This window comes from Bradyrhizobium sp. MI1.10, from assembly GCF_055811035.1.
In genome coordinates, this window is sequence record NZ_JBVVPN010000022.1 from 108,129 (window position 1) to 132,623 (window position 24,495).

Consider the following 24,495-nt stretch of genomic DNA (forward strand, 5'->3'; position numbering starts at 1 on the left):
CGTCGTAGCGACTTTCGTGCGGGCTCCCCTCCGGCCCGCCCCCCCCCCCGGTTGGCGCGGGACGTTGGTGCGCCGGGCGGGGGAAACCCCACCTCTCCCCGCAGAAGAGCGGGGAGAGGTTAGGGAGGCAACCTCTCTCACTCCCTCGCCCCGTTCTTACGGGGAGAGGGTGGGGTGAGGGGCTGCCTCCGCAAATTCAAATCGAATTGTGAGCCTCAGTACTGCGGCTCGTACATCTGGGACTGAACCAGTCCCTTCACGTCATTGGGCGCGGGTCCGTCCGCGAGCCCGCGCTGAAAAGCGACATCGGCGACGGCGGCGGCGATACGCACCGAGACCTCGCGGATGCGCGGCAGCGCCGGATAGAGGCTGCCCTGCGCGAGATCGTCCTTGCCGACGCAGTCGGCGAGCGTATGGGCGGCCGCCATGAACATCTCGTCCGTCACCAGCCGCGAGCGGCTGGCGATGACGCCGAGGCCGACGCCCGGAAAGATGTAGGAGTTGTTGCCCTGGCGCGGCACGAAGGTACGACCGTTGAGCTTGACCGGGTCATACGGACTGCCGCAGGCAAACAGCGCGCGGCCCCCGGTGTAGCGGTAGGCGTCCTCCGCCGAGCATTCGGCCTTCGAAGTCGGATTGGAGAGCGCGAACACGATCGGCTGCTCGTTGAGCTCGGCCATCGCCTTGAGCACGTCGGGCGTGAAGGCACCCCCGACCGCGGCAACACCGATGATCGCCGTCGGCTTCAGCGTCCTGATCGCCGTGAGGAAGTCGGCGATCGGCGCCTGGCCGGCATGGGCATAACGGAGCTTGTGGCCGGACAGGCCTTCACGGCCGCCGACGACGAGGCCGCGGGAATCCACCAGCCAGTTGCGGCGGAGCGCTTCTGCCTCAGAGGCGCCCTCCGCCATCATCGCGGACGTCACGAGATCGGCGATGCCGGTCGCGGCCTCGCCCGCGCCGAGGAACAGGATGCGCTGTTCCTTCAGCTTGCCGCCGTTGACGCGCAGCGCCGAAAACAGGCCCGCGAGCGCCACCGCAGCCGTGCCCTGGATGTCGTCGTTGAAGACGCAGGCCTCATCGCGGTATTTGTGCAGCAGCTTGAACGCCGAATGGTTGGCGAAATCCTCGAACTGGATCAGCACTCCCGGAAAGGTCTTTCGCGCGGCGACCATGAACTCGTCGACGAAGCTGTCATAGGGCTCGCCCGTGAGCCGCCGCTCGCGCAAGCCGAGATAATACGGGTCTTTCAGCAGCTCTTCGTTGTTGGTGCCGACGTCGAGCACGATCGGCAGGCACGTTTCGGGATGCACGCCGGCGCAGGCGGAATACAGCGAGAGCTTTCCGACCGGAATGCCCATGCCGTTGGCGCCGAGATCGCCGAGGCCGAGGATGCGCTCGCCATCGGTGACGACGATCAGCTTGGCCGGATAGGGCCAGTTCTTCAGGATCTCGGCGATCTGGCCGCGATCGCGCGAGGAGATGAACATACCGCGCGGGCGCTGGAAGATCAGGCCGTATTTCTGGCAGGCGAGCCCGACCGTCGGCGTGTAGATGATCGGCTGGATCTCGTCGATATTGTCGACGACGACACGGAAGAACAGCGCCTCGTTGCGGTCATGCAACGCATTCAGCGCGACATATTTCTCGAGATGGGTCGGCAGCGTGCGCAGATTGACGAGCACGCGCTCGACCTGGGTCTCCATCGTCAGCACGCAAGGCGGAAGCAGGCCGCGCAGGCCGAGCGCATCACGCTCTTGCCCGGTGAAGGCGGTGCCCTTGTTGAGCAGGGGATCGCGCAGCAGCGCCATGCCGTGCACGGAATCGGACGATGTCGAATGGGCGCTGACCCGAGCAGGTCTATTCACGAATTCCCCCAGGGAGTTTCTTATTGAAGGGCGGGCATTGTCGGCCAGCGCTCACTGGAGATCAAGGAGGCAGACGCCTGCGGCAAGGATCGTGATCCCGCACCGCAGCGAGGATTCGTGAGAGGCAAAGGTTAACGCCGCAATGCTGGCGCTCCTCGGCATGAGGAGGCCGCCTAGGACGTGTACTCACAAACTCCAAGGCAAAGCTAAGGTCCCACCTGGAGCGCGATCGGCGGCGTGTGACCCCTTAGCCGACTTGCGCAATCTCGTTCACCATGCCGCTCTCGCCTTCATCAACACGAAGAGGTGGGAGCCTGCGGCAATTACCGAGAAAATGACTATGCCCAGCTCGACACCGTGCACACGTTGCGGCGCGTATGTGGAAGCCAGCCAAATAAACAGCCGAACAGCCGCCATGAAGGCGATCATTCCCCACATCACCATCCATTTTGGGGCGTACCACGTCGGCTCGCCGTTACGGCCCCACTGCATTGCAACCCGTTCGCGCTTGATACGAGGTCCAAAGTAAAGGTTGAACGTGAGGACTAGCGCGTTAGCCAGGCCAAAAACGTAATCTGCGGGCAACATGGTTTGCGCCTCCCGGAAACATGGCAAACTTTGCGCGAGACGCATTGGCAATCTATGCTTGTCTTCATGGACGCGCTCGCGTCTCCTTTCGGTGTGGTTGCCAGCGGGTTGACCCGTCACCTGAGCCCGGTTGTGGCCCATCGCCGAAGCCAGCCCCGCCTTTCGTAATCGTGGAGATTGACGCCAGTTCGCCTTTAGTCCATTTTTTGCTCTTGGTTGATACGACCTGCTGCTTGCGCCCTCCGGGGATGGTAAACGTATCCAAGGCTTTCAGCCCTTTGCCCGAACGAGTCGGGCCAGTAACGCAAGCTCTGGCACTTCTTTCTCGTTCACGAGCAAAGGATGGAGACATGCGCGACTTCCGCAACGCTAAGGCCATGGCCCAAACGCTACGTGCGGGCCTTGCTGCCAAAGGTATCAAGATCACCGTTAGCCAAAGCCTTGAACTCATGGCTGTGATGTTCGGTCTAGCCGATTGGAATACGCTATCTGCCGCAATCAAGGCGGAGAAAGCTGTTCCTCGGGAGAGGGTCTCTTCGTTGCCGGCCCTGCGAAGCAATTCGTCCCCGCTGATTTCGGGAGAGCTTGCCACGACGCTACGTCGAGCCATCGGCTTCGCCGACCAGCGAAATCATGAATACGCCACGCTGGAACATCTTCTTCTTTCGCTACTAGAAGACGCTGATGCTTCGGCATCCATTAATACCTGCAATGCCGATCCTACTGGGCTAACGGAGAGACTTGTCGATTACATCGACAGCGACCTGACGAAATTAATTATGGAGATCCGCGCCGAGCCCAAACCGACCGCTGCTTTTCAACGTGTTGTCCAGCGTGCGGAGGTTATGCGGAAAGCGGTGGGTCGCTCCATAGTAACCGGCGCAGACGTCCTTAGGGCAATTCTCTACGAAACGCAGAGCCCGGCTGCGCGCTTTCTCGCTGAACAGGGAATTACCTATCAGGAACTATTCGGAACCGATGGCGCAGGGCGCAGATGAAGCGCGTCGAGGCGGACGTCTAGAATTGGCTCATCTTACTACCTCGGAGGCCATCCGCCCTTCCCCCGATGTTGGCAGCAAACTGGGCATCAGGTGGCCAGTCTTGATGAGCACACGCCCTAGGTGACAGCGTCATTCCGCCTTGATGTCAGCGGCCTTCACGATTGGCCACCATTTCTCGGTCTCGGCCTTCTGGAAGGCTCCGAGCGCTGCGGGCGTTTGCTGATGGGGCGAAGGAATCTCCTGCCCCAATTCGCCAAACCGCTGCTTGACGGAAGCGTCGGCAAGCACGGTGACGATGGCCGCGTTGAGCTTCGCGACGATCTCCTTCGGCGTGTTCTTCGGTGCCCAGATGCCGTGCCAATAGGAGATGTAGAGGCCGGGCAGCCCCGCCTCGTCGACCGTCGGGATATCGGGCGCGGAGGCGAGCCGCGTCGGCGATGTCACCGCGAACGCCTTGATCGCACCGTTCTTGTAGTGCGGCAGCGAGTTGGAGGCCTGATCGAACATGATGTCGATCTGCCCGGCCACGAGATCGATCATGGCGGGCCCCGCGCCGCGATACGGCACGAACTGGAAGTCGGTGCCGGTTCTCTCCTTGAAGAAGACACCGGCGACGTGGGCCCCGGTGCCGGCGCCCGCGGTGCCGGCGGTCACCTTGCCGGGATTGGCCTTCAGCCACGCGATCATCTCTTTCAGAGTGTTGGCCTCGATCGACTTCCGGCCGACGATGAGCTGCGTGCCCATCGCGATCGTCGCGACCGGCTCGAAGTCGGCGATCACGTCGTAGGGCAGCTTGAAGATCGCGCCGTTGAGCACATGCGTGCCCCAATGGCCGATCGTGATCGTGGTGCCGTCAGGCGTTGCGCGCGCGACGCGGGCGCCGGCGATGCTGCCGGAGGCGCCGGCGACGTTTTCGACCACGATCGTCGCGTGCAACTCGGCAGCGACCCGCTCGGACAGGATCCGCGCCAGAGTATCGGTCGGACCGCCCGCAGCGAACGGCACCACGAGGGTGATGGGACGCGATGGAAACAGCTGGGCGTTTGCCGGTGTGGCCCACGCCGCACATCCAAGCAACGCACAAATGACGATCACATGACCGCGCAGTCCAGCCCACCGCCCCCACATTCCATCCACCCTTTTTCACCGCCCGCATGTCGTCAGCGAACTGGGGCGAAGTGAACGCTGCCGGTTCAACCAAGGCAAGCGGTAAGTTTACCGAGCGACTATCCTGCCGCTCGACGCGGCGTCAGATGAGCGGCGCTGTCAGCCGGCGGCGCGATGTGCATCAGGATGGTCTGGGTGGCGGATGCGACCTCGATGCCGTTGTGCTGGAAACGCTGCTTCATGCGGCGGTTGAATTCGCGCTGCACCGGCCAGCGGCCAGCCTCGGTGCAGCGGATCTGGCCCACGATCGACACCATGGCGCCGTCGACCTTGTCGATGCCCCAGAGCTCGAGATCGCCGCGGATCAGGCTGCGGAATTCCACCTCGCGGCGCATCTCGTCGACGATGTCCTTGAGAATCTGGCCGGCGCGGTCGGTATCCTCCTTGTAGGCGACGTTGACGCTGACGGACGCATTGCCCGCGCCGCGGCTGGCATTGGTGATGGTCGTGACCGCGCTGAACGGCACGATGTGCACGGCACCGTCGCCGGCCCGGAGCCTGATCGTGCGGATCGAGACGTTCTCCACCACGCCCGATAGCCCGGACACGCTGACGTTGTCGCCGACCTGGACGGTGTTCTCCAGCAGCAGGAACAGCCCGGTGATGAGGTCCTGCACCAGCTTCTGCGAACCGAAGCCGATGGCGATGCCGACGATGCCGGCGCCCGCCAGCAGCGGTGCGACGTTGACGCCGATTTCGCTGAGCGCCGTGAGGCCGACGACGGTGGCGATCAGGCAGAGCAATGCCGTGCGCAGCATCGGCTGAAAGGTGCGCAGCCGTGCGGCGCGGGCGTAGTGCCCGTCGCGCGACAGCGTGTTGATCTGGCGGTCCAGCAGCGCGTTGCTGGCTTCCCAGACCGCAGCTGCAATGCATACGGCAAGTCCGATCGTCACCACCGCGGAGATCAGCCGGCTGCCGATCTGGCCGCCATAGAACCAGACGATGGCGTCGACGCCCCAGACTTCGAGCACGGCCACCAGGCCGATGAAGGCGATGACGCCGGATACGATCTTGCGCAGCAGTGGCAGATAGCGGTTGGCGCGGATCTCGAGGCCTGGAAAGCGCTGGAGGATTTCCGGCTTGATGCGGAAGCCGCGGTCGATCAGGCCCAGCGTCAGCATGATGGCAACGCGCGCGATCAGCGCCACCGCGATGGTGCCGACGAAATATTGCAGCAGCAGCGAATAGCCGTTGCGAATGTTCAGCGCCCACACGGCCCACAGCGCCAGGTCGAGCGCGATGGCAAGATAATGCCAGCCGCCCGCAATGCGGTTGCGCAGTCCCGCCGCGATCCCCTGCCGGTCGGCCGGCGCGCGGATGGCTTCGGCGACCTGGCGGCGGCATTGCAGGATGATCACGACGATGAAGAGATGCACGACCAGCATCACCATGCGCAGGAGCGCGGCATAGCCGCCGCGATGCAGGCCGAGCAGCAGCGCCACATTCGCAAAGGCGATGCCGGAGACGCCGACACCGACGATGCGGCGCGCCCAGATCTCGATATAGGCGGCGGTTTCGGCCTTGACCGGAAACAAGCCGAACGGTCCCGCCAGCACACGGACCACACAGATGAGCCCGCGCGAGAACGCATAGGCATTGACGACGGCGAGGATCACGAGGCGGACGGTGGTGGGCTCGCCGATCTCGGTGCCGAGCAGCGCCGTGGCGACCCCGACAAAGACCAACACGGGTAGCAGCTCGAGCAGGAAGCGTCCCAGCACGAGCGGCAGCCGCAGCATGATTTGCCAGGCCCGCGCCAGGCTGTGGCGGCGCATGTGCAGTTCTGGCGCGGGGGTGACATCGGCCACCGATGACGGGGGATCGGCAATGGGCAATACCTGCACCGGCAGACGCGCCGTTTGCGGCATGCGCCCTTCCAGGAAGGCGACGGGGCGCCGGATCAGACGGAAGATCACCCATTCGGCGCAGAAGGCGCAGCCGAACACCAGCGCGAGCTTCCAACCAATCTCGATCAGGAGATTGTAGGCCGCGGGATCGTTCGCGGTCCGCACGATCCAGTAATAGAACGCCGGGAAGTGCGTGAGCGTCCTGGCCATATCGGCGACGTCTCGCGAAATTTCACCGATCTCCTCAGACACGGTGAGCATGAGCTGCGCACCGAGACCGTCGGCCGCGAGCGGGATCGGCGATTTCGGCTCGGGCGCGGGCTGCTGTGGACCGGACGCATTGGCGATCACGCGCAGCGTGTCGATCATCTGCGCGCGCTTCTTGTCATCCTGCAGCGTCTCCAGCGCCCGCTTGGCCTCATCGGGCGACAACGCGGCAGCGTTATTTGCCGCCGGCGCAGGCGGCGCGGCGCGGGTGCTGGAGAGAGATGAGATCGCGATCAAGAGCGCGGCGAGAAGCGCGGAGGCAAGCTTATGCGACACGAGGGATTCCCTGGGAAAATGAATGCGACGGCGACGTCGGGACCGTCACCGCCGAAGCACATGCATCATGTCGGATCGACGCTATTCGCCCGGGCGCTGTGTCGGAAGTTGGCCAATGAGGCGACATTCTCTTGGCATTTGCCGCGGTGCAGGAAGCGGGAACCGCGTCTCGGGAGGTGCAGCGATCGGAATGCGGGCACGCGGCTGGAAGCTCGGCTGCGGCCATCCTTCGAGACGCCCGCCTGCGGCGGGCCCTCAGGATGAGGGGATGCGTATGCGGCAGCATTTCAACGCAGATGGATGCAGCTGAGCCTCATCCTGAGGAGGCCGCGAAGCGGTCGTCTCGAAGGACGAGGCGCTCGCTCAGGCGCCGCCGAAACGTCATGTGCGATCGTGCTGATATGAGATCACCCTGCGTCATTCCGGGAGTCGGCCCGGAATGACGCGATGAGGAGGAGGAGGAGGAGAGAAGCAGGATATCGAAAGCGCGGCGGCCTCGTCACGGCCATCCGACATGATCGCTGTGATGCAATCGGTGTGATGCAGAATACAGCGCCGGGCAGGTAGGGGCCATGCCACACTGATGCAGCCCACTAGACCTTGGCCCGGCGTGCCGTTCGCGTTTCTGCCGCTATGCGATAGTCCGAACGAGCTCCATCGCACTTAACGCGGCTGGTTCTGCGGAGGTGGTGTCATAGACCTCCCCTTGCTCTTGATGTGGACGTTGCGCGTCGCTTGTTTGCGACCATTGGGATGGTCCTCCCGTGACGCAAGACTGTCAAGCAAGATCAATGGTGCGCAAATCACATTTGAGGGCGCGTTCCATCTCACCTGCTAGGGATTCGCTGCAGCGAAATACGAGAAGTAGGCGGATTGCAAGAACCGCCCTTCCCGCCAATGTGGAGCGCGTCTGCTATGGGATGGCGCGCGGGTACTGAGGGTTTGGGATGATGACATCATGCTCCTGTTTTGCCCGACGTGTCAACGATTTCGTTAAATCCGCAGGCGCTCGCGCTGGCCTTCAAGTCATTGATTTCGCTATCACCGGCTACTGTGCATGGGGTTGTTTTCGCGTTTTTTGTTTCTTGCCCGCCTTCTCCTCGTTCTCCTCCTTCTCCAGCGCCTTGCGCACCTCGTCGAATTCGCCCAGCGAAGCCTTGTCGGCGCGGGGGAAGCGCAGATCGAGCTTTTCCAGCGCCGCGACGATGGCCGACCCGATCACGACGCGGGCGAACCATTTGTGATCGGCCGGCACGACATACCACGGCGCGTGAGGCGTTGCCGTGTGTCGGACGATGTCCTGATAGACCGCCTGGTAGCGCGGCCACAGCGCGCGCTCCTTGATGTCGTCCATCGAGAACTTCCATTGCTTGGCCGGCTCCTCCAGCCGGTCGAGGAAGCGCTCGCGCTGCTCGTCCTTGGACAGGTTGAGGAAGAATTTCAGCACCACGGTGCCGTTGCGACAGAGATAGCGCTCCCACGCAGAGATGTCCTCGAACCGCTCCTTCCAGATGCTCTTGGTGACGAGCTTTGGCGGCAGCTTCTCCTTGGCGAGTATCTCCGGGTGCACCCGCGTCACCAGGCATTCCTCGTAATGGGAGCGGTTGAAGATGCCGATATGGCCGCGCTCCGGCAGCGCGACCGCGTGGCGCCAGAGGAAGTCGTGGTCGAGCTCTCTGCTGCTCGGCGCCTTGAAGGCACTGACTGCGCAGCCCTGCGGATTGATGCCCTCGAAGATCGCCTTGATCGCAGAATCCTTGCCGCCAGCGTCCATCGCCTGGAACACGATCAGCACCGACCAGCGGTCCTGGGCGTAGAGCTTCTCCTGAAACGCAATCAGCCGCTTCTTGTTGGCGTCGAGAAGCTCCTGCGCCTTCTCCTTGTCGAGATCGCCCTTCTCGTCGGTCTTGTGGTCCTTGAGATGAAACTTGCCCGAACCGTCGTAGCGGAATGGCGTGATGTAGCGGTCAAGTTCCTGGGCGAGCGATTTGGACGGCTTCTTGCTCATGAGCGCGGGGCACCTTGCGTTGCGGCTTCAATCGGTCGAGCAAGCTACCAAGGATGCCCTTCGGAAGGAATATGATGAAGAGCACCAGCAGCACGCCGTAGACGAGATTGTCCCAGCCGACCGCCTTGGTGCCGAAGCCGATGCGCAGGGTCTCGGCAAGCATAATCGTGATGATAGCGCCGAAGGTCGGGCCGAGCGAGACGAACAGGCCGCCGACGATGGCCGCGAACACCATCTGGAGCGACACCGCGATGCCGCTGACGGTGTCTGGCGTGATGAACATCTGGTACTGGCAGTAGAGCGCGCCGGCCAAGGCCGTCATCAGCGCGCTGAGCAGCGTGATCTTCAGCTTCTCCGCGGTCACGTCGACGCCGGCGGCGGCCGCGGCGTCCTCGTCCTCCGAAATCGCCTCCAGCGCATAGCGGGCCATGCTGCGGTCCACCCAGTGCCAGACCACGATGCCGAACAGCCAGACCCCGAGCGCGATCAGGTACCAGGTGATCTTGTCGTCGAATTGCAGCGACCAGAGCTTGTTGCCGGCGGCCCGGTTCGGCGTGTAGCCGAGCGACCCGCCGGTGTAATCGCGCGTCGCCGTGATGACCTGGAGCACGATGCCGGAGAGCGCCAGCGTCACCAGCACGAAATAGTGCCCGGTGATGCGAAAGCGAAAACAGGGATAGCCGACGATCAGCGCCAGGGCGCCGGCCGCGGCCATGCTGACGGGAATGCCGATCCAGGGCGACCATCCCAGGTGATTCCAGAGCAGCGCCGTGACATAGGCGCCGATGCCCATGAACCCGCCATGGCCGAGCGAGACCAGGCCGAACCGCCCCATCATCGACCATGACGTATAGGCGAACGACCAGATCAGGATCAGCACCATGATGTGCAGATGATAGGGATCGCGATAGACGAAAGGCAGCGCGACCAGCGCCGCCAATCCGATACCCCAAGCTGCAAGCCGTCCCCGCCCCATCATCGGCGCCTCGCAAGCAGGCCCGCGGGCCGGATGAACATCATGACGATGAAGAACGCGAAGGCGAGCACGTAGCCCCATTCGAGATCGGAGAACAGGCCGCCGAGCGAGATGATCTCGGCGAACACGAAGGCGGCGATGAAGCCGCCGATGAAATTGCCCAAGCCCCCGAGCACGCAGATCAGGAAGGTGATCGGCCCGAACGACAGACCGACGAAGGGATGCACATCATATTGCAGAACCAACAGGCAGGCGGCGAGCCCGGCCAGCCCACCGCCGATCGCGGATGTAATGAGATAGATGCGCTTGGTATCGACGCCCATCAGCGCCATGATCTGCCGGTCCTGCGAGATCGCCCGGATCGCGGTGCCGGTGAAAGTCCGCGTCATGAACAGATAGACCGCGACCATGCCGACTAGCGCGGCCAGGAAGGACAGAAGTCGTGCGTAGCTGAAATTCATGTCGCCGAAAGCGAGCACCGGCAGGCGGATGCCGAGGTTGCGGAAGTCGATGCCGAAGGCAACGGTGGCAAAGCTCTGCAGCACGAACAGCACCCCGCCGGTCGCGAGCAACTGGTTGATCGGCGGTGCCGTGAGCAGCGGCGCGATCACGAGGTAATGCAGTGCCGCTCCGAGCAACGCGACCAGCAGGATGGTGAGCGGCGCGGCGAGGAAATAGCTGATACCGTAATACTGCACCAGGAAATACATCGCGTACATGCCGATCATCACCAGCTCGGCGTAGCAGATCCAGGTCACGTCGATGACGCCGAAGATCAAATTGAGCCCGAGCGCGAGTAGCGCCAGCACGCCGCCGAGCAGGATGCCGTTGATCACGGCCTCCAGCAGGTAGATGTCGAAAATGTCCAAAAATGCTTGCATGCCCCGATGAACCTCACACCCCGAGATACGCTTCCTTGACCGTGTCGCTCGCCAGCATCTCGGCCGAGGTGCCTGAGGACCTGATCGTGCCCGCCTCGATCAGATAGGCGCGATCGACCACCCGCAGCACCTGCTGCACATTCTGCTCGACGATCAGCACGGTCAGCCCGCTGGCGCGGATCCGCTTCACCAGCTTGAACACCTGCTGCACCACGACCGGCGCGAGCCCCGCCGACGGCTCGTCGAGCAGCAGCAGCTTTGGATTCGACATCAGCGCGCGACCGATCGCGCACATCTGCTGCTCGCCGCCGGACATGGTGCCGGCCATCTGGTGGCGTCGCTCCTTCAGGCGCGGAAACAGCTCGAACACCACGTCCAGCCGCTCGGCATAGTGGCCGCGCGCCTCCTTCATGAAGGCGCCCATCTTGAGATTGTCGTCGACGGTTAGCTGCGGAAACAGCCGCCGGTTTTCCGGCACATGCGCAATGCCGAGGCTGACGATCTTGTGTGGCGGCGTGGCCACGACGTCGACGGCTTCCATTCTGATCGACCCGCGCGAGGGGCGGATCAGCCCGGAGATGACACGCATCAGGGTGGTCTTGCCGGCCCCGTTGGGCCCGATAACGCCGACGGCCTCACCCGCCCTCACGTCGAGATCGACGTCGAACAGTGCCTGGAAGGTGCCGTAGCCGGCATTGACGCCGCGGAGCTCCAGCATCATTGCACCCCCGCGCGGCGGCGCGCTGCGGCGGCCGCCGCCTGCGTGGTCTCGGCATCGGTGCCGAGATAAACCTCGATGACGCGGGGATCGCCGGCAACGGCACTCGGCAACCCTTCCGAGATCTTCTCGCCGTGATCGAGCACCATGACGCGATCGACGACGCGCATCAGCACGCCCATGATGTGCTCGACCCAGATGATGGTGATGCCGAGTTCGTCGCGGATGTTGCGCAGCATGTCGGCCGCCTGACCCATCTCGGCCTCGTCGAGGCCGCCGAGGCTCTCATCGGCCAGCAGAAGTTTGGGCGCGGTGGCGAGTGCTTTCGCCAGTTCGAGCTTTTTCAGGCCGGCTGCGCCCAAGCCATCGACGCTGGCATGGCGATCGGTCGGCAAGCCGACCATCGCCAGCGATCGCTCGGCCGCCTCCTCGGCCCTGGCACGGCTGTGGCGGCCCTGGCCGTAGAATCCGGCGAGCGCGACGTTCTCGAAGATCGTCAAGCGGCGGAATGGCCGCGGAATCTGGAAGGTGCGACCGATACCGGTGTTGATGATCCGGTGCGGCGGAAGGCCTGCGATCTCGGAGCCGCCGAACAGGATCGAACCGGACGTCGGCGCCAGCGTACCCGAGAGCATATTGAAGATCGTGCTCTTGCCCGAGCCGTTGGGGCCGATCAGACCGAGGATCTCGCCCTGATCGACTTTGAACGACACATTGTTGACGGCGGTGAAGCCACCAAACCGCTTCACCAGCCCGCTGACTTCCAGCACCGTCCCGCTCTCCTCTCTGCGCCCATTTGCGCTACTGGTTGCTGTAGGTGGTGCCCTTCGGCAGCGGCAGCACGGCCTCGCGCTGCGCCTGGCTCTTGGGCCACACCACGGAGGATTTGTCGTCGATGTATTGGATCACGACCGGGAACGAGCGCTCGTTCTGCCCGGCCATCGGCGTGCCCTCGCCGTAAAACTTGACGCCGAAGCCGAGCATGGTGCCGCCCTCGGGGATATCGGTATCGAGCGCAGCCTTGCGCAGCGCATCCGGATCAACCCCGCCATATTTCTTGATTGCGCGCGGCAGCACGTCATTCATGAACACATACGTGTTGGACGCACCGATGCCGACATGCGCCGAGCGGATGGCGACGCCGGGCCGGATCTTGTCGAACTCCTCGCCGACCATCTTGATCACGGGCGGGAGCTTGGGATCCATGATCTTCTGGTTGGCAAGCCAGATCGAGATCGGGTCGGTGTTGAAGATGTAGGTGGCATCCGTGCCCATGCCTTCCTTCAGCTTCTCGTAGACGCCGTAACCCGCACCGTGTCCCATCAGCGCGCCGAACTTCAGCCCCTGCTCGCGCGCCTGACGCAGCAACAGCGTGATATCAGGGTTGTAGCCGGTGTGGAAAATGACGTCGGGCTTGGCGCGCTTCAGCTTGGTCACCAGCGCGGAGAGGTCAGGCGCGGTGGCCGAATAACCCTCCTTCATCACGACGTTGAAGCCCGCCTTCTTCGCGCCGGCCTCGTTGCCCCTGGACACGTCGACGCCATAAGCGCCGTCTTCGTGAATGATGGCGACGCGCAGATCCTTCGGCTCCTTGTCGAACTTCGCCTTGGCGTTCTGCGCGATGAAATCCATCGTCATCATGCCGAATTGATCGCCGCTCGCCTGCGGGCGGAAGACGTATTTATAACCCTTCTCGTTGAACACGGCCGACGAGATGCAGGTCGTCATCCACATGAACTTCTTGAGCTGCTCGACGCGAGCGGCAACCGGCACGCATTGAGCCGAGGAGAAGAAGCCGAGCACCATGTCGACCTTTTCCTGCTCGAGCAGGCGGACGGATTCGTTGATCGCGATGTCGGGCTTGCTCTGCGCATCGGCATAGACTGCTTCGATCTTGTAACCCTCGACGCCGGTCTTGGCGAAATGGTCGAGAACGATCTTTGCCCCGATATAGCCGAGTTCGGAGCCGCCGCCGGCGAGAGGCCCGGTCAGATCGAAAACGACGCCGATCTTGATCTTCTTCTCTTTGCCTTGATCCTGGGCCTGGGCGGACAGCGCCAAGCCCGTCGCTGATATCGCGACCAACAGCCCACGCACCAAACGGGCAGCCATGCGCACGCGCATCAGAACCTCCCTGGACGATTGTGCATTGCATTCTTTTTGGTTTTGTATTTTTACCCATCACATGGGCTGGGCGCAGCGATGTCAAGCCTCGCGCATCAGCGCGACGCGAACTGCTGCTCGACAAAAGCCGTGACAAATCGCGGCATGGACGGCGTGAGATCACTCATCCCGCGCACGAGATGGATAGCCGACAGCTCTGGCTCGGCCTCGGCCGCAAGGTTGGCTTCGATCCGCGCACGCGCCACATCACCCGGCATGTCCAGGTTGATAATTTGCAGCATCGCAATCGTTGGGCCAGTGACGACGCAATGCCAGTCGGGCTCGATCCGATAGTCGGCCGCGGTCAGGCCGGTCTCTTCCTCGAGTTCGCGGATCACACTGCCGGGAATGTCCAGCGTGTCACCCCTGACGTCGCCGAGATCGGGCGTGCCCGACGGGAAATAGATCCGGCCTGCATTGGCGGTGTGCTGCGCCATCTCGCCCATGACGAAGGCGCCGTCGGAGGTGAGCAGCGCGCCCATGCCAAAGCCGTTGAACACGGCCTTGTCGGGAAAGCCCCAGTCGCGCCAGGCGAGGAAGCTCGCGAAATCCGTCTCGAAATAGGTCGTAGAGAGATGGCCGTCGGCGAACATTGCATCGCGCCCGAGCAGGACGCCACCGTTCCAGAGTTTTGGTCGCTCGCGCTGCTTCTCGGCGAAATGCGCCGCGATCTCGTCACGCCGCTCCTCCGCGAACGGCCAGACGATCGGCCGCACGGCAAGATCAAGCGTCGTGACGCGATGGATGATCGGTGACGTCATGACGCCTGGTTACCGAGACTTCGCGTCAGTTATTTGGCGCTCCCCGTGGTCTTCTTGGCCTGCTCGACATACTTGTTGGTGAAGGTCTTGCTGACGTCGATCTTGGCGTTGGCGACCTCGGGCGATCCGACGCTGAACACCGCGAGCACGGCGTCAGCGCCCTTCGGATCCATCTTGCCGGTCTCGGAGTACATCGGGATCGTGTTCTTGAGTGCCGCGAGATAGAGGTCCTTGTTCTTGCCCACCGTCTCCTCCGGCATCTTCGCCATGATCTCCTCGGGCGAGTGCGAGTGGATCCAGGCGAGCGTGCCCAGGATCGCGTTGGTGAGCGCCTGCGTCTCCTTCTCGTGGCCGGCGACCCAGGCCGCGGTCGAGTACAGCGCGCCGCCCGGATATTCGCCGCCGAAGGTCTCGAGCGTATCCTTTTGCGTGCGGGTGTCCGAGAGGATGCGCAGATCCTTGTGGCTGCCCTGGAGCACGGTCACGGACGGATCGAGCATCACGGCCGCGTCGATCTGGCCCTGCTCCATGGCGGCGACCGCTGTGGCACCGAGGCCGACGCCGATCACGGCGGTGCTGGCGGGATCGACGCCGTTCTTCTTCAGCATATACTTCAGGAAGAAGTCGGTGGAGGAGCCGGGCGCGCTGACGCCGACCTTCTTGCCGGCGAGGTCCTTGATCGACTTGATCTCGTTGGTGTGCGACGGCGACACCACCAGCACGAGGCCGGGATAGCGGTCATAGACGACGAATGCCTGAAGCTCCTGCTTCTTGGCCGCGAGGTTGACGCAATGGTCGAAATAGCCGGAGACCACGTCGGCGCTGCCGCCGAGCACGGCCTTGAGCGCGTCCGAGCCGCCCTTGAGGTCCACGAGCTCGACATTGAGACCGGCCTTGTCGTATTCGCCGAGCTGTTTTGCCAGCACCGTCGGCAAATAGCACAGGCACGAGCCGCCGCCGATCGCGATGGTGACCTTGCTTTGCGCCGCGGCAAGACCGGTGGTGAGCGTCAGCGCGAGTAGCGCGCCCGCGAGCCTGGCTATCGTGTTCTTCATTGGTTTCCTCCGTTCGGCTGGCGGCACCATAGAGCAGCGGGACTGGCTTGAGAAGCAGGACCGAAGGCGCTGGCCATCGGCCTTTCGGCGCAATAGCATGAGCCCACAAGAACAATTCTTGATGGGGAGGATCATCCATGAATCGCCTTGCAATCGGACTGTCGATCGCCACCGCTTTTGCCGCCGGGTGCGGCGCAACCCACCTGCTGCGGCCGGCGCTGGCTGCGGAAAACATCACTCCGCAGATCATCCATACCAGCGAGATGGAGGGCGACGCGCTCGGAAACGCGAACGCCGTCGGCTTCCGTTCCAAGATGTTCGCGAGCGCCGATGGCGCCACCATCTCGATCCAGGTCGGCAATGTGCCCAAGCACATGCATCCCAACACCAACGAGATCCAGTACATTTTAGAGGGCACCGGCACGATCTGGTTCGGCGACAAGGAAGTCACGGTGAAGCCGGGCGACCTCGTGATCATCCCGAAGGGGACGCCGCATGGCGGCACCAAGCCGATCAGCGGACAGGTCAAGGCCATCGCGATCAAGACGCCGCCGCAGGCGCCCGACGACACCAAGTTGCTGGATTGAACTTTCGCGATCCGGGCTCGCGCGACGCGCGGGCCCCTTTCGGCCTAGCCGCGCCCGTCCACGGTCGGCCGCCAGACCAGCAGCCTCCGCTCCACCAATGTCACCCCAAAGTCGATCAGGATGACGAAGGCCGACAGCACGAACATGCCGGCGAACACCCCGGCGACGTCGAAGATGCCTTCAGCCTGCTGGATGAGATAGCCGAGCCCCGCCGCCGATCCAAGATATTCGCCGACGACCGCACCGACCACGGCAAAGCCCACCGACGTGTGCAGCGAGGAGAACATCCACGACAGCGCCGAGGGCCAATAGACGTGCTGCATCAGCTGCCGCTCGCTCATGCCGAGCATGCGGCCGTTATCGAGCACGGTACGGCTGACCTCCTTGACGCCCTGATATACGTTGAAGAACACGATGAAGAACACCAACGTCACGCCGAGCGCGACCTTGGACCAGATGCCCAGCCCAAGCCACAGCGCGAAGATCGGCGCCAGCACCACACGCGGCAGAGCGTTGACCATCTTGACGTAGGGATCGAACACCGCGGCGACCAGCGGCTGGCGCGCGAACCAGAAGCCGATCAACACGCCGCCGGCCGATCCGATCACGAAGGCCAGGATCGATTCCGTCAGCGTGATGCCGAGATGCTTCCAGATCACACCGGACGAGAACCATTTGACGATCTGGGCGAAGACATCGACCGGATTGGAGAAGAAGAACGGCGGTAGCAGGATCTTGCCGAACACGGGCACGGTCGAGAGTAATTGCCACAGCGCGAGGCAGACCACCGCGACCAGCACTTGCAGCGCAAGGAGAGTGACGCGCGACATCACACCGCCTCCGCCGCTTGGGTGGACTGCGCATAGCCCTTCATTACCTCGTCCTTGAGCACGCTCCAGATCTCGCGATGAAGCGCATGGAATTCCTTGTCCAGCCGCACTTCGAAAATGTCGCGCGGGCGCGGCAGGCTCACGCGCCAGTCGCCGATGATGCGGGAGGACGGCCCCGCCGACATGATCACGACGCGGTCGGCGAGCGCGATCGCCTCTTCCAGATCATGGGTGACGAACAGCACGGCCTTGCGGTCGGCGTTCCAGAGGTCGAGCAGCAGGTTGCCCATCACCTGCCGGGTCTGCGCGTCCAGCGGACCGAACGGCTCGTCCATCAGCAGGATCTTTGGATCGCGGATCAGCACCTGCGCCAGCGCCACGCGCTTGCGCTGACCGCCGGAGAGCATGTGAGGATAGCGGTTGGCGAAGGCGCCCAAGCCGACCGAGGTCAGCCATTTCTGCGCCCGCGGGAGTGCCTCGCTACGCGGCGTGCCGCTGACTTCGAGCCCGATCGCGACATTGTCGAGCGCGGTCTTCCAGGGGAACAGCGCATCGGCCTGGAACAGATAGCCGGCATCCCGGTTCAGCCCGGCGAGCGGCTGGTCGAATATTTTGACGCTCCCGGCAGCCGGCTTGAGCAGCCCGGCCGCGACGTTGAGCAGGGTCGATTTCCCGCAGCCGGTCGGGCCGACGATGGCGACGAACTCGCCCTGCGCGACCGTCAGATGCGCCTTCTCCACCGCCGTATAGACCCGCCCGTCCCCTAGCTGGAACGCGACCTTGGCGTCGTCCAGCGCCACTGCCGTAGGCGTTATCATGTGTTCCCTCCGAACTTGGCCCGATGCCTTAGCCGCTCGCGCGGCCAAGTTCAATCAAGCCGCCAAGCGTGGTACGCATGGGCGTTGTCATCCCTCCCTTCCTCCCTCCCTCCTTGGGGCGGGTCAGCGCAGTGAGACCCGCCCGATGCCGTCCAGGCCGATGATTGGCTATGCCCACGTCACCAAGAGCTTCGGCGCGCTCAAGGCCGTGGACGATGTGTCACTCGACGTTGCCGAAGGCGAGTTTGTGGCCGTCGTGGGCGGCTCGGGGTCGGGCAAGACGACGCTGCTGCGGCTCGCCAACCGCCTGATCGAGGCCGATGACGGCACGATCACGGTCGAGGGCGACGACGTGCAATCGGTCGATCCGGTCGCGCTGCGCCGCCGCATCGGCTACGTCTTCCAGAGCGGCGGGCTATTCCCGCATCTGAGCGTCGCCGACAATATCGGGATCACGCCAAAACTGCTCGGCGTCCCGGCGGCAGATATCGCAACGCGGGTCGATGAGTTGCTCGAACTCGTGCAGCTCGACCGGGCCGCGCACCGCGAGCGGCTGCCGGATGCGCTCTCGGGCGGCCAGCGCCAGCGTGTCGGCGTGGCGCGGGCGCTCGCGGCACGGCCCCGGATCGTGCTGATGGACGAGCCATTCGGCGCGCTCGACCCCCTCACCCGCGATGCGCTCGGCGACGATTTTCGCGAGCTGCACCGCAAGCTCGGCCTGACCACCGTGATGATCACCCACGACATGACGGAAGCGATTTTGCTGGCCGACCGCATCGCGGTGATGCGCGGCGGAAAGCTGCTCGCGCAGGGCACGCCAGTGGAGCTTTCGAAAAGCAGCGACGCCTACGTACTGGAGTTGCTGCGGACGCCGCGACGCCAGGTCGAGCGATTGAACGCGCTGCTGCTACAGAGCGGGGCGGCATGAGCCTTTTCACCGATCCGCGCTGGGGCGAGGCGCTGGGGCATTTGCCCGACTATCTCGGCAACCACGTCCGGGTGAGTCTCGCTGCACTTGCGCTCGGCCTGATCGTCAGCCTGCCGCTGGCGATCCTGACGCGCAACCGCCCCACCCCGCGCGCCGTCCTGCTCGCGCTCGCCAGTATCGTGCAGACGGTGCCCGGGCTGGCGCTGCTCGCGCTGTTCTATCCGCTGCTGCTGCTCGCGGCCTCCCTGGCGCTGGCCTGGTTCGGCGTCTCCTTCTCCGCTTTCGGCTTCCTGCCGGCGATGCTGGCGCTGGCGCTCTATTCGATGCTGCCAGTGCTGCGCAATGGCATCACCGGCCTCAACGGCATCGATCCCGCGCTGATCGAGGCTGCCAAAGGCGTCGGAATGACCGCACGGCAGTCGCTCGTGATGGTCGAACTGCCGCTGGCCCTCCCCGTGATGATGGCTGGCATCCGTACCGCCGCAGTGTGGGTGATCGGCACCGCGACGCTGTCGACCCCGATCGGGCAGACCAGCCTCGGCAATTATATCTTTGCCGGGCTCCAGACCCAGAACTGGGTGTTCGTGCTGTTCGGCTGCTTTGCCTCGGCCCTGCTGGCGCTCGCCGTCGATCAACTGCTCGGCCTGATCGAGAGCGGCGTGCGCCGGCGCAGCCGCGTGCGTACCGCGCTTGGCGCGGCCGGGATCGCGGCACTGGTCGCCGCAACATTGGTGCCGACGATGGGGCGCTCGTCGCAAAGCTATGTCGTGGGCGCCAAGACGTTCGCCGAGCAGTACGTGCTGTCGGCGTTGATGCGGGACCGGCTGCAGGCGGTCGGTCTTTCCGCCGTCGCACGATCCGGTCTCGGCTCGAGCGTGATCTTCGAGGCATTGAAGGCCGGTGATATCGATCTCTATGTCGATTATTCCGGCACGCTCTGGGCCAATCAGCTTCACCGCACGGACATCAAGCCGCGCGCGGAGCTGTTGGCGGAGCTGCAGACGACGCTTGCGAAGGAGAACATCACGTTACTCGGCGAGCTCGGTTTCGAGAATGCCTATGCGCTGGTGATCCCGAAGAAGCGGGCGGAGGCGCTTGGCATCCGCACCATCGCCGATCTCGCCGCGCATGCTTCGACCCTGTCGATCGCCGGCGACTATGAGTTCTTCTCGCGACCCGAATGGGCGGCGCTGCAAAAGGCCTATGGCCTCTCGTTCCGCGCCCAGCGCCAGATGCAGCCGGACTTCATGTATGCGGCGGTCGCCAGCGGCGAAGTCGATGTCATCGCGGGCTACACCAGCGACGGGCTGATCGCAAAATACGATCTGGTTGCGCTCGACGATCCCAGGCACGCGATCCCGCCCTACGATGCCATCCTGCTGCTGGCTCCGAAACGCGCCGGCGACGAGAGGCTGCGGGCCGCGCTGAAACCGCTGCTCGGCAAGATCGACATCGCGACCATGCGCGAAGCCAATTTACGCGCCGCCGGCAATGATGCGAATTCGTCGCCGGATGCGGTGGCGAGGTGGTTGTGGGAGAAGGTGGGTGGGCGGTAGGCCGTGCCATTCATTCGACGACGTTGGAAAGACGCTACAACCCCCGGATCATCCCCGCATCGATCAGCAGCCGATTCAGCCGGCGCGCTTCGGCACCGTCCTTGCAGCCGTAGAAGATGCCCTTGCAGCGGAGCATGATCTCCTTCTGCTCGGCGAAGGACGGATCGAGCGGGATGCCGGCGGCTTCCTGGATGACCAGCGGCAGATACGGGCCATCGACCGTGTCCATCACGGCCTCGCTCTTCACCGGCTCGAAATTGACGGCGTCGATCGCGTAGTAGGTCGCGTAGAGACGTGGGTCGTAGGCGTCGAGCTTTTTGCCGATTGCACCCTCGTCGAGCCCGGGCTCGAGGATAGCAGGCGCAAACTCGGGCTGATGATCGCCGTAGCGCACGATCAGGAAGGGTTCGCCGGGAAATTTCTTCTTCAGGCCCGCGAGGAAAGCCTTGTATTGCTCGGCACTCATCGCCTGCCGGCGCAGATATTCGTCGATGGACGGCACATTGCCCGGTGCGGGCCAGTTCGGCAGCAGATCCGGGCGGAAGCGCGTCTCCCACGGAAAATGATTGGCGCCGAGGTAGATGAAGGTGAACAGCGGCTTGTTCGGCGTCCGCTCGCCCATCAGCCGGAGCGCCTTGTCGTAGAAGAAGCTATCCGGCTCGACATCCTTGGCGCCGAGATCCTTGGAGTCGAGGAAGCGTTCGACGCCGGTCGTCATCTGAAAACTGCGCGCGGCCATGAAGCCGCCATAGGCGGGGTAGAGCGACATCGTATCGTAGCCGCAGCGGCGCAGCGCCAGCGGCAGACCGCGCTCGACACGGCCTGTCGCGATGCGCGTCACGAAATAGGCGAAGCGGCCGAACGAACGCGACGACAACCCCGCGAGCACATTGTATTCGGTGAACCAGCTCGGCCCGCCATTGCTCTCGGCCAGAAAGGTGCGCTCCTTGCCGTCCCAGGATTTGAAATGGCTGCCGTAGCCAGCCGGCACCTTGATGCCCTGCGCGGCGCGGATGTCGAAGCTCGATTCATCATGGACCATGATGATGTTCGGCCGCCGGCCGGCGGGATGGCAGGCATCGACCAGCGGCATGTTGAGCCGTTCGTTGGTCGAAGCGGCCGACTCCATAAAGCCGTATTGCGCGAAGTCGGAGACCGCGCTGACGCCGGAGCGGAAGAACTTCGAGAGATAGCCGTCGTCGTAATAGCCGCGCCAGGCCTCGTCCGGATGATAGAGCGAATAGCCGACCAGCGCGGCGAGGCAGGCGAGCTTGCAGGCGAGCGCCGGCAGCCTGCGGATGCGGAATGGGTCGAGCCACCACAGCGCATACATCAGCGGCAGCGTGACGAGGCCGGCCCCGATCACCGACCAGCGCAAATTCGGGAAGATCGTGAACAGGAACGCGACCGTGTCGCGGTCGATCATCATCAGGTCGATGAAGTTGACCGTCATCTGCACGACGTCGTGCTTCAGCCGTGACAGCAGCACCAGCACCACGACCATGGTCAGCGACAGCGCACCCGAGAGCGCCGGACGCCGCAGCAGCATGATCCAGAAGAAGTTGAGGATGCCCCAGGCCAGCACGAAGGAGAGCCGTGCACCGAAATCCGTCTCGGTCTCGTACATCAGGACGAGCGCGGCGAGATGCGGCGCCGCAACCGCGAGCAGCCGCCAGATGCCGAGCGCGGCGACGCTCGCCAATACGGCGGTCGTGGCAGAAGGACCTGGATTGGGCGCGGACGCCATTGACGACACGCAACTGCTGGTCCGGCACGGTGATGCCGAGCCGGCTGACCGGGCCTGCGGCGTTCGGCGCAGCCGGAAGGCCTGCACCGTGTCATAAAACTGTAATTGAACGGTCACGGACAAGCAACGCGTGTCGCGGTCCGACCTTCGCTTAATGTTAGCGATGGGCGAATGGGCCGCATGGGCCAGCCACGCTTAAGCTTTGGCGATGCCCGCGATGAAGAGGTCGATGACCCTCTCCGCCATCCGCTCGATCTCGCCTCCTCCGGGTCGGCGGCGGGTGCCTGTTCCAGCGCCACCTCGATCTCGGCCCGAAAGCGCGGCTGCGCCTCCTCGGCCGCCGCTGACATGGACGCGTCGCGGTTGGGGAAGTGCCGGAATGGTGCCCCCCGGCGAAACCGCGGCCCGACGTGCGGCAGAGGCGGGCTGAACGTCGGTCAGCCCTGCGGCAGCAGCCCGAGCCGCTTGGCGATGATGCGGTCGACCACACGTTTGGGCAGCGTGGCCGTCATCAAATGTCGCGTCCGGTCCGGCGTGATCTGGTAGCGAACCTTGGGCCTCTCGGCGGTGAGCGCCTCGAAAACGACCTCGGCGATCCGCTCGGCCGGCAGCCCGGTCTCGCCGAGCTTCATCATGAACGCCCTGACCTTGTTCAGCGCCGGCAGATAAGGCGAGTTCTGGTAGACTGAGAGATCGATCTGCTCGGCCTTACTCCAGATCGGCGTCTTCACCGCGCCGGGGGCGACGATGATGACGTCGATGCCGAACAGCATCAACTCGCGGCGCAAGCTCTCCGACAGGCCTTCGATGGCGTGCTTGGAGGTGCTGTAAGGCGCCGACAACGGATTGCCGTTCTTGCCCGCGACCGAGCTGATCATCACGATCCGTCCTTTCGGCCCCTTCAGCGACGGATCGGCGCCGAGCAGCGGCCCAAAGGCCTGCGTCGCGATGACCGGGCCAATGACGTTGATCTCCATCTGCCGGCGGAAGTCGTCGACCGACAATTCGAGCACGGGCCCCGCCACCGCGACGCCGGCGTTGTTGACGAGACCGGCCAGCGTCTCACCGCCCAGAGCCTCGCGGACTTTTCGCGCAGCGGCGAGGACCGCCGCCTCGTCGGTGACGTCGAACAGCAGCGGCGTGAAGTTCGCACCGAATTCACCCATGAGCCGATCCGCATCGGCCTGCTTGCGGACACTACCGAAAACACGATAGCCGCGCCCGACCAGAAATTTCGCAATGGCCCAGCCGATGCCGGTGGACGCGCCGGTGATGACGACGGATCGCATGGTCTTCCCCCCAAGAGCTCCCGCATCATGCAGGGGAAAGGTGCCGGGGCGCAATGCCGTTAGTGGACAGGACCCGGGCCGGCACGCTCACGGAGCCTGTAGAACTGGAGTGCAGCCTTCGCCGTATTTGGACTCAACCGAAGGAAGCTCGCGAAGCACTGCTCCAATCGCTCTCGGCTCTCGTGAGCCTCACCGGGGTAAAGCGTCAGGATTGCCTTCGTCGTGTCCCAGGACAGACCGATCGCCTTCGCGAGGATGAGAATCTGCTCGGGCTGCGAACGGACCAGCGCACGCTCAATCGCTCCGATCGGCAGGTCGCTCATGAGCGATAGCGCGACAGCCGTCTTGTCCAAGCTTCGCTCGCCGATGAAGCCGAGTACGCGTGCCTCGTCCAATTGCCCACTCGAATACAAGGACGTCACCTCGGCCAACGCCCGGGCGTGCTCGCTGGAGCCTGCCCGCGCCATCGCTTGCAGCTCATCGGAGCCCTCCGCAATTGCACGCCGGGTCAGAGCTGCCTGGCGGGGATCGGCCGCCTCCAGCTTGGATCTCACCATCTCAGATGCATGGACGAACAACTTCAACATGGTCTCACGAGGAATATCGGGCCGAGCCCAGATGCACATCGCGAGCGCGCCATTGTCGCGCGCCCGGCTGAGGAGCTTGGACATTCCGTTAGTCGAGAAGCTGGCGCCGTCGTTGCCGGCGGTCCGCATGGCGACATCGTTGTTGCCGCGCTCGAGGAGGGCATCGGTGACGGGTTCCGTCAACAGGCTGCGGCCGGCGATAGCCAGCAGATGATCCTGGCTCTTGGTCCGCGCATTCTCCGCCAAGCTCGCCTCGTCGAGCTGTGGTGAGTGCTCCAGGACCGGCGCCGCCACCTCGGGCGCGTCGTCAAAGGCCAGCAAGCGGATCGTCCGACGCGGCGCATCGGGCAATCCTGAAAGCCGGCTCCCGAACGCCGCTCGCGCGGCGCATTCGATATTCTTGAGGAGCGCGCTCATCACCTCGTCGAACAGGTCGATCTGCTCGTCGGTGAACTTGCCTGAGCCGACCACGAAGAGATCGGCGACCTGGCGCAGGAGTTCGGCGCGCTTCGACAGCTCCCGGCTCGCCAGTGCGATCTCGAGCCGGTCGATCAGACCGTTCTCCAGAGTCATCTCT

General features: G+C 64.0%; 21 protein-coding genes. 4 read left to right on the forward strand and 17 right to left on the reverse strand.

The annotated features are described in order from the left end of the window. Window positions 1-215: 215 nt before the first annotated feature. On the reverse strand, window positions 216-1,868 hold the full coding sequence (locus AC0L3K_RS23345; RefSeq protein ID WP_473366987.1) for an NAD-dependent malic enzyme: 1,653 nt from the start codon (window positions 1,866-1,868) through the stop codon (window positions 216-218). 270 nt (window positions 1,869-2,138) lie between these two features. Continuing rightward, the gene (locus AC0L3K_RS23350; protein WP_473256018.1) at window positions 2,139-2,456 is read right to left on the reverse strand and encodes a hypothetical protein; all 318 of its coding nucleotides are present in this window, start codon (window positions 2,454-2,456) and stop codon (window positions 2,139-2,141) included. A gap of 350 nt (window positions 2,457-2,806) precedes the next feature. On the opposite strand from AC0L3K_RS23350, the gene AC0L3K_RS23355 reads away from it, so the two are divergent. Further along, the gene (locus tag AC0L3K_RS23355) at window positions 2,807-3,454 is read left to right on the forward strand and encodes a Clp protease N-terminal domain-containing protein (protein ID WP_473256017.1); all 648 of its coding nucleotides are present in this window, start codon (window positions 2,807-2,809) and stop codon (window positions 3,452-3,454) included. 132 nt (window positions 3,455-3,586) lie between these two features. Here AC0L3K_RS23355 and AC0L3K_RS23360 read toward each other — a convergent pair whose 3' ends face one another. The 10 genes from AC0L3K_RS23360 to AC0L3K_RS23405 all read right to left on the reverse strand — a co-directional run bounded on the left by AC0L3K_RS23360 (window position 3,587) and on the right by AC0L3K_RS23405 (window position 15,576). Further along, window positions 3,587-4,585, reverse strand: a complete 999-nt coding sequence (locus AC0L3K_RS23360) for a tripartite tricarboxylate transporter substrate-binding protein (RefSeq protein WP_473256016.1) — start codon at window positions 4,583-4,585, stop codon at window positions 3,587-3,589. Window positions 4,586-4,683: 98 nt separating this feature from the next. Next, on the reverse strand, window positions 4,684-7,014 hold the full coding sequence (locus AC0L3K_RS23365; RefSeq protein WP_473366988.1) for a mechanosensitive ion channel domain-containing protein: 2,331 nt from the start codon (window positions 7,012-7,014) through the stop codon (window positions 4,684-4,686). A gap of 1,048 nt (window positions 7,015-8,062) precedes the next feature. Continuing rightward, entirely contained in the window at window positions 8,063-9,022 is a 960-nt protein-coding gene (locus tag AC0L3K_RS23370; protein WP_007601037.1) for a polyphosphate kinase 2 family protein, read from the reverse strand. Next, window positions 8,982-10,001, reverse strand: a complete 1,020-nt coding sequence (locus AC0L3K_RS23375) for a branched-chain amino acid ABC transporter permease (protein ID WP_354170647.1) — start codon at window positions 9,999-10,001, stop codon at window positions 8,982-8,984. Before AC0L3K_RS23375 ends, AC0L3K_RS23370 begins: the two co-directional genes overlap by 41 nt. Beyond that, the gene (locus AC0L3K_RS23380) at window positions 9,998-10,879 is read right to left on the reverse strand and encodes a branched-chain amino acid ABC transporter permease (RefSeq protein WP_027519515.1); all 882 of its coding nucleotides are present in this window, start codon (window positions 10,877-10,879) and stop codon (window positions 9,998-10,000) included. The genes AC0L3K_RS23375 and AC0L3K_RS23380 overlap by 4 nt, the downstream gene beginning before the upstream one ends. 13 nt (window positions 10,880-10,892) lie before the next feature. Further along, entirely contained in the window at window positions 10,893-11,597 is a 705-nt protein-coding gene (locus tag AC0L3K_RS23385) for an ABC transporter ATP-binding protein (RefSeq protein WP_473366995.1), read from the reverse strand. Continuing rightward, window positions 11,597-12,367, reverse strand: a complete 771-nt coding sequence (locus AC0L3K_RS23390; protein ID WP_473366989.1) for an ABC transporter ATP-binding protein — start codon at window positions 12,365-12,367, stop codon at window positions 11,597-11,599. The genes AC0L3K_RS23385 and AC0L3K_RS23390 overlap by 1 nt, the downstream gene beginning before the upstream one ends. Window positions 12,368-12,398: 31 nt before the next feature. Then, entirely contained in the window at window positions 12,399-13,721 is a 1,323-nt protein-coding gene (locus AC0L3K_RS23395) for an ABC transporter substrate-binding protein (RefSeq protein ID WP_473366990.1), read from the reverse strand. Between the two features lie 95 nt (window positions 13,722-13,816). Continuing rightward, on the reverse strand, window positions 13,817-14,521 hold the full coding sequence (locus AC0L3K_RS23400; protein WP_354170638.1) for an NUDIX hydrolase: 705 nt from the start codon (window positions 14,519-14,521) through the stop codon (window positions 13,817-13,819). 29 nt (window positions 14,522-14,550) lie between these two features. Continuing rightward, window positions 14,551-15,576 (reverse strand): ABC transporter substrate-binding protein, encoded by a 1,026-nt coding sequence (locus AC0L3K_RS23405; RefSeq protein ID WP_219683481.1) that lies wholly within the window; start codon window positions 15,574-15,576, stop codon window positions 14,551-14,553. A gap of 137 nt (window positions 15,577-15,713) precedes the next feature. Between AC0L3K_RS23405 and AC0L3K_RS23410 the strand changes: the two genes are divergently transcribed. Further along, window positions 15,714-16,163 (forward strand): cupin domain-containing protein, encoded by a 450-nt coding sequence (locus tag AC0L3K_RS23410; protein ID WP_007601007.1) that lies wholly within the window; start codon window positions 15,714-15,716, stop codon window positions 16,161-16,163. Between the two features lie 44 nt (window positions 16,164-16,207). Here the strand turns inward: AC0L3K_RS23410 and AC0L3K_RS23415 are convergent, their stop codons facing one another. Continuing rightward, window positions 16,208-16,993 (reverse strand): ABC transporter permease, encoded by a 786-nt coding sequence (locus AC0L3K_RS23415; protein WP_007601005.1) that lies wholly within the window; start codon window positions 16,991-16,993, stop codon window positions 16,208-16,210. After that, window positions 16,993-17,811 carry an ABC transporter ATP-binding protein gene (locus AC0L3K_RS23420; protein WP_007601003.1) on the reverse strand — a complete coding sequence of 273 codons (819 nt, stop codon included), beginning with the start codon at window positions 17,809-17,811 and terminating at the stop codon, window positions 16,993-16,995. Before AC0L3K_RS23420 ends, AC0L3K_RS23415 begins: the two co-directional genes overlap by 1 nt. A 145-nt stretch (window positions 17,812-17,956) precedes the next feature. Between AC0L3K_RS23420 and AC0L3K_RS23425 the strand changes: the two genes are divergently transcribed. Both AC0L3K_RS23425 and AC0L3K_RS23430 read left to right on the forward strand, forming a co-directional pair. After that, on the forward strand, window positions 17,957-18,739 hold the full coding sequence (locus AC0L3K_RS23425; protein WP_473256013.1) for an ATP-binding cassette domain-containing protein: 783 nt from the start codon (window positions 17,957-17,959) through the stop codon (window positions 18,737-18,739). Next, on the forward strand, window positions 18,736-20,295 hold the full coding sequence (locus tag AC0L3K_RS23430; RefSeq protein ID WP_473366991.1) for a glycine betaine ABC transporter substrate-binding protein: 1,560 nt from the start codon (window positions 18,736-18,738) through the stop codon (window positions 20,293-20,295). Before AC0L3K_RS23425 ends, AC0L3K_RS23430 begins: the two co-directional genes overlap by 4 nt. 34 nt (window positions 20,296-20,329) lie before the next feature. On the opposite strand, the gene AC0L3K_RS23435 is transcribed toward AC0L3K_RS23430, so the two are convergent. The 3 genes from AC0L3K_RS23435 to AC0L3K_RS23445 all read right to left on the reverse strand — a co-directional run bounded on the left by AC0L3K_RS23435 (window position 20,330) and on the right by AC0L3K_RS23445 (window position 24,491). Further along, window positions 20,330-22,042: a sulfatase-like hydrolase/transferase gene (locus AC0L3K_RS23435; RefSeq protein ID WP_473256011.1), complete on the reverse strand. Its 1,713-nt coding sequence runs from the start codon at window positions 22,040-22,042 to the stop codon at window positions 20,330-20,332. 437 nt (window positions 22,043-22,479) lie between these two features. After that, window positions 22,480-23,331, reverse strand: coding sequence for an SDR family oxidoreductase (locus tag AC0L3K_RS23440; RefSeq protein WP_219683476.1), 852 nt, complete (start codon window positions 23,329-23,331; stop codon window positions 22,480-22,482). A 59-nt stretch (window positions 23,332-23,390) separates the two neighbouring features. Continuing rightward, window positions 23,391-24,491, reverse strand: a complete 1,101-nt coding sequence (locus AC0L3K_RS23445) for a DUF2336 domain-containing protein (RefSeq protein WP_007600994.1) — start codon at window positions 24,489-24,491, stop codon at window positions 23,391-23,393. Window positions 24,492-24,495 lie beyond the last annotated feature (4 nt).